1 protein-coding gene is annotated in these 607 nt (G+C 60.6%); it reads left to right on the top strand.

Annotated elements, in window-relative coordinates:
• Nucleotides 1-257 precede the first annotated feature (257 nt).
• Nucleotides 258-607: ribonuclease H1 domain-containing protein (locus AC01Y6_RS11015; protein WP_476671569.1), on the top strand; the 350-nt coding region annotated here is incomplete at its 3' end.

Raw genomic sequence — 607 nt, 5'->3', positions numbered from 1 at the left:
CTCTGGCCAAGAACTTTGTTAAGGCCCTTGAGACGGTGCCCACCGAGTTGTTGCCGGTGGCGGTACTTGGCGTGAGCAGCGCGCCTATCAACACCACCCTGATTGGCCTGCCCGAGTGGAGGAAGGTGCTCTCGAGCATCGGCAACGCGGTGCGGTAAGGGTCTAGACCTGGGGGCAGGGTCTGTAAAGGCCCTGCTCCTCACTTTTACCGGAGGCACGCCATGCCCTATGTCGTTTGGCAGGGCCGGAGGCCCGGAGTGTACCAGACCTGGGAAGAGGCTAAGAAGCAAGTACACGGGTACAGCGGGGCCAAGTTCCGCAAGTTCAAGACCCTGGAGGACGCCCTGGCGGCGTTCCACGGGGTGGAAGTGGCCGACATCTACTGCGACGCTTCCTACCGCGGGCACATCTTACACATCCGAGTAGTGGATAACGACGGTAAAACCCTGCATCAGGACATGTGGGGCGCCGATAGAAGCGCGGTGAATGTGGGCGAGTTTATCGCCGCGGTGCGCGGATTGCAAATTTCTGACGGTACCGTGGCTACTGATAGCCAGGTGGCCTACGACTGGATTAGGGCCGGTACCGTCCACACCACCCTTACGCT

The sequence above is a fragment of the Thermus sp. genome (assembly GCF_056332225.1).
This window is presented reverse-complemented; position numbering and strand designations above follow the sequence as displayed.